At 39.9% G+C, this 4,044-nt stretch carries 4 protein-coding genes; 2 read left to right on the forward strand and 2 right to left on the reverse strand.

Features of this window, described 5'->3' with window-relative positions; genetic code table 11:
* Positions 1–19: 19 nt before the first annotated feature.
* Complete coding sequence (gene fabZ / locus A5868_RS07975; RefSeq protein WP_086303854.1) at positions 20–472, forward strand: 3-hydroxyacyl-ACP dehydratase FabZ; 453 nt, start codon at positions 20–22, stop codon at positions 470–472.
* A gap of 41 nt (positions 473–513) precedes the next feature.
* On the opposite strand, the gene A5868_RS07980 is transcribed toward fabZ, so the two are convergent.
* Both A5868_RS07980 and gap read right to left on the reverse strand, forming a co-directional pair.
* Positions 514–1,266 carry a peptidylprolyl isomerase gene (locus A5868_RS07980; protein WP_086303852.1) on the reverse strand — a complete coding sequence of 251 codons (753 nt, stop codon included), beginning with the start codon at positions 1,264–1,266 and terminating at the stop codon, positions 514–516.
* Between the two features lie 153 nt (positions 1,267–1,419).
* Positions 1,420–2,430: a type I glyceraldehyde-3-phosphate dehydrogenase gene (gene gap, locus A5868_RS07985; RefSeq protein ID WP_010780821.1), complete on the reverse strand. Its 1,011-nt coding sequence runs from the start codon at positions 2,428–2,430 to the stop codon at positions 1,420–1,422.
* A gap of 269 nt (positions 2,431–2,699) precedes the next feature.
* Here gap and obgE point away from each other — a divergent pair, with 269 nt between their 5' ends.
* Positions 2,700–4,013 (forward strand): GTPase ObgE, encoded by a 1,314-nt coding sequence (gene obgE, locus A5868_RS07990; RefSeq protein WP_086303850.1) that lies wholly within the window; start codon positions 2,700–2,702, stop codon positions 4,011–4,013.
* Positions 4,014–4,044 lie beyond the last annotated feature (31 nt).

Genomic DNA, 4,044 nt, shown 5'->3' on the forward strand with positions numbered 1-4,044 from the left:
GTATTCATAGAGGTGTAAAATGGAAAAAATTATGAATGTCGAAGAAATTATGGCTACGATCCCAAATCGTTATCCCATTTACTATTTAGATGCAGTTACCGAGTTTGAAGATGAGAAGCACATTACTGCCGTTAAGAATTTAACGATGAATGAAGACTTTTTCCAAGGGTATTTTCCTGGGGAACCAATCATGCCAGGGACATTGATTGTCGAAGCTCTTGCTCAAGCGGGATCGTTGTTAATATTGAAATCAGCAGCATTCGAGGGGAAAACTGCGTACATCGGGGGAATTAATAAAGCGAACTTTTTAGAATTTGTTCGGCCTGGAGACACATTGTTCTTAAACTTTGATATTCAAAAAGTTAAAGGTCCTGTTGGAACCGCGAAAGCATGGGCGACTGTTGAAGAGAAAGTAGTTACTGAATGTGAATTTACATTTATTGTAGGGGACAAAGAGCAAAAAAACAGCTAGAAAAAAACCAAAACCTTTGATAAAAAGGTTTTGGTTTTTGTTTACTTTTTAGGTTCTTGTAAGACTTTTACTTCAGTGACTTTAGCTGGCTCTACCGGCGTCGATTTTTCGCCAGAACCGCCATCTTTTACTTCACCACTCGCTATTTTATCAACGGTGTCCATACCCTCTATCACTTGACCAAATACAGTATATTCGCCGTCAAGTTTAGGAGCGCCGCCTTTTTTGTATTGCTCAATAATTTTTTCTGGATAATATTGGATTGCAAGCCCATCACTTTGATCCTCTTTATTAGTTACGATAAAGAATTGACTGCCATTACTGCTGCGTGATTCTCCTCGTGCCATTGAAAGGGCGCCTCGGATGTTGTACAGCTGATTAGAAACCTCAGTTTTGAATCCATCTTTCCAAATGCTTTCGCCACCGGTACCATCGCCCTTAGGATCGCCGCCTTGGATCATAAAGTCTTCGATTACACGATGGAAAGGCGTGTCTTTATAATAGCCATCTTTCGCGTGCTTCACAAAATTTTCTACAGCCTTAGGGGCTTGTTTAGGGAATAGTTTGATTTTGATGTTTCCCTCAGTAGTCACTAATTCAACTAAATACTCATCCTCTGACACTTTGTTATCAAGCTGAGGCAATGCGACTTTATTCAAATCAACACTGGATTCTGTCGTCTTAGTTTTACTTTCTTTTGTTCCTTCTGTTGAATTTGTGTTGCTGCCGCAAGCTGCGAACAAACCGATTGATAAAACTAAGCTTGCACCGATCATCATCTTTTTGAATTGCATACCATTCTCCTTTTAAAGTTATTATCAATATAATCATAACAAACTTTCCAAAGAGTTCCTATGAAAAATCAGTGACTTTTATCTCAAAAAATTTATTAAAATGGGTAATAAAAAAAGGAGATCATTTTGATCTCCTTAAACTAAGAGTAGCTCTTATAAGTTAGCAAATTTTTCTAACAAACGAATCATTTGGCAAGTGAAGCCATATTCGTTGTCATACCAAGCAACTGTTTTAACTAATTGATAGTCACCAGCTGAGGTAACTTCTGTTTGAGTAGGGTCAAAGATTGAACCTTGAGTAGTTCCGATAACATCACCAGAAACAATTTCACGATCATCATAACCGAATGATGGGTTGTCAACGGTATGTTTTTTAATTGCTTCGTTTACTTGATCGGCAGTTACTTTCGTATTAAGAATTGAAACCAATTCAGTCAATGAACCATCAACTACGGGAACACGTTGAGCATGTCCTTGTAATTTACCGTTCAATTCTGGAATGACCAAGCCAATTGCTTTAGCGGCACCAGTTGAATGTGGGATTGTGTTGTCAGCAGCAGAGCGCGCAGCACGTAAGTTGCCACCTTTAACGGGTCCATCAAGCAACATTTGAGTTGAAGTATATGCATGGACCGTAGTCATAGTACCAACTTCAATACCAAATTCTTCATTTAAGAAGTATGCCATAGGTGCTAGGCAGTTGGTTGTACAAGACCCAGCTGAGATAATTTTATCGTTTGAATCTAAAGTATCATCATTTACGTTGTAAACAATAGTTTTCATTTGTCCAGCAGGCGCTGAGATAACGACGCGCTTCACACCAGCGTCAATATGAGCTTGTGCTTTTTCTTCTGAAGTGTAGAAGCCAGTACATTCAAGAACGATGTCTACACCGTTTTCTTTAGCCCAAGGGATCTTACTTGCATCCGGTTCAGCATATACACGTGTTTTTTCGCCATCAACAACGATTGAATCTTCTGTCGCAGTAACTGTGCCAGGGTATGTGCCATGTGTTGAATCAAATTGTAATAATTGTGCCAACATTGTAGGACTTGTTAAATCGTTGATCGCTACTACTTCAATATCGTCAGATACTTCTTTAATCCGACGGAATGCTAAACGACCAATACGTCCAAATCCGTTAATACCTACTTTTACTGTCATAACCAAAAGTTCCTCCTTTTTTATGTCAAGCAAAGCTTGATGCCTTACATTTTTCATTTTGCAACGCATCAATTTTTTTGTCAAAAGATATTACCTGAGAAGAACTGTCAATGTGAAAGCTATAAGAAAAAGAGCGAAACTAACATTTTTTTAAGCTTCTATCAATAAGAATGGACTTTTTTGTATAATCTAGCTACAATATATAAGACTTTGTTTAGTGTGGAGATTCAGTAGTCAATAGAATAAAAAACGAAAAGGAGGACACCCAAATGTCCATGTTTTTAGATCAAGTAACGATCGATGTCAAAGCTGGTAAAGGCGGCGACGGGATGGTGGCTTTCCGTCGCGAAAAGTATGTACCAGACGGCGGACCGGCCGGCGGTGACGGCGGTCATGGCGGTGACGTCATTTTAGTAGTAGATGAGGGCTTGCGTACATTAATGGACTTTCGCTACAATCGTCATTTCAGAGCAACGCCAGGAGAAAACGGAATGAGCAAGGGAATGCACGGACGTGGAGCAGAAGATACATACGTTAGTGTACCCCCGGGCACAACAGTTCGCGATGGAGATACAGGTGCTCTATTAGGTGATTTAATTGAAAACGGTCAGGAATTGGTCGTCGCTCATGGCGGTCGAGGCGGTCGAGGAAATACGCGATTTGCTTCCCCAAGAAATCCAGCACCTGAACTAGCTGAAAATGGTGAACCAGGTCAAGAAAGAAATATTGAGCTAGAATTAAAAGTATTAGCTGATGTGGGTTTGGTAGGCTTCCCTTCTGTCGGGAAATCAACCATTCTCTCTGTAATTTCTTCTGCTCGGCCTAAAATCGGAGCCTATCATTTTACGACACTCGTGCCAAACTTAGGGATGGTAACGACGAGTGACGGTCGCAGTTTTGCTGCCGCTGACCTGCCTGGGTTAATTGAAGGTGCTTCGCAGGGTATTGGACTTGGTACGCAATTCTTACGTCATATTGAACGTACACGTGTCATTCTTCATGTTATTGACATGAGTGGGATGGAAGGTAGAGACCCTTACGACGATTATCAAGCTATCAACAAGGAGCTTGCTTCTCATAATTTACGTTTGCTGGAGCGCCCTCAAATCATCGTTGCAAATAAAATGGATATGCCAAATGCAGAAGAAAATTTAAAAAAATTCAAGGCTGCTTTGAAGAAGGACAAGGAAGACGAGTTTGCCGATGATATCCCTGTATTTGCAATTTCTGCAATTACAAAACAAGGATTAGATAATTTATTGAATGCTGCGGCAGACTTATTAGAAGTAACACCAGAGTTCCTTCTGTACGATGAAGAAGTGGAAGAAGAAACTGTTAATTATGGTTTCCAATCTGATGAACCTGAATTTACGATTACACGTGAACCAGATGCGACTTGGGTACTTACTGGAGACAAATTAGAAAAACTGTTTAAGATGACGAATTTTGATCATGACGAAACTGTTATGCGCTTCGCTCGTCAATTGAGATCTATGGGTGTTGATGAAGCATTACGTGCGAGAGGTGCCAAAGACGGCGATCTTGTTCGTATTGATAAGTTTGAATTCGAGTTCGTTGATTAGAAAAAAATATTATTAATTTTGAAAAATACTG

Source organism: Enterococcus sp. 12F9_DIV0723, assembly GCF_002174375.1.
GTDB lineage: Bacteria > Bacillota > Bacilli > Lactobacillales > Enterococcaceae > Enterococcus_A > Enterococcus_A gilvus.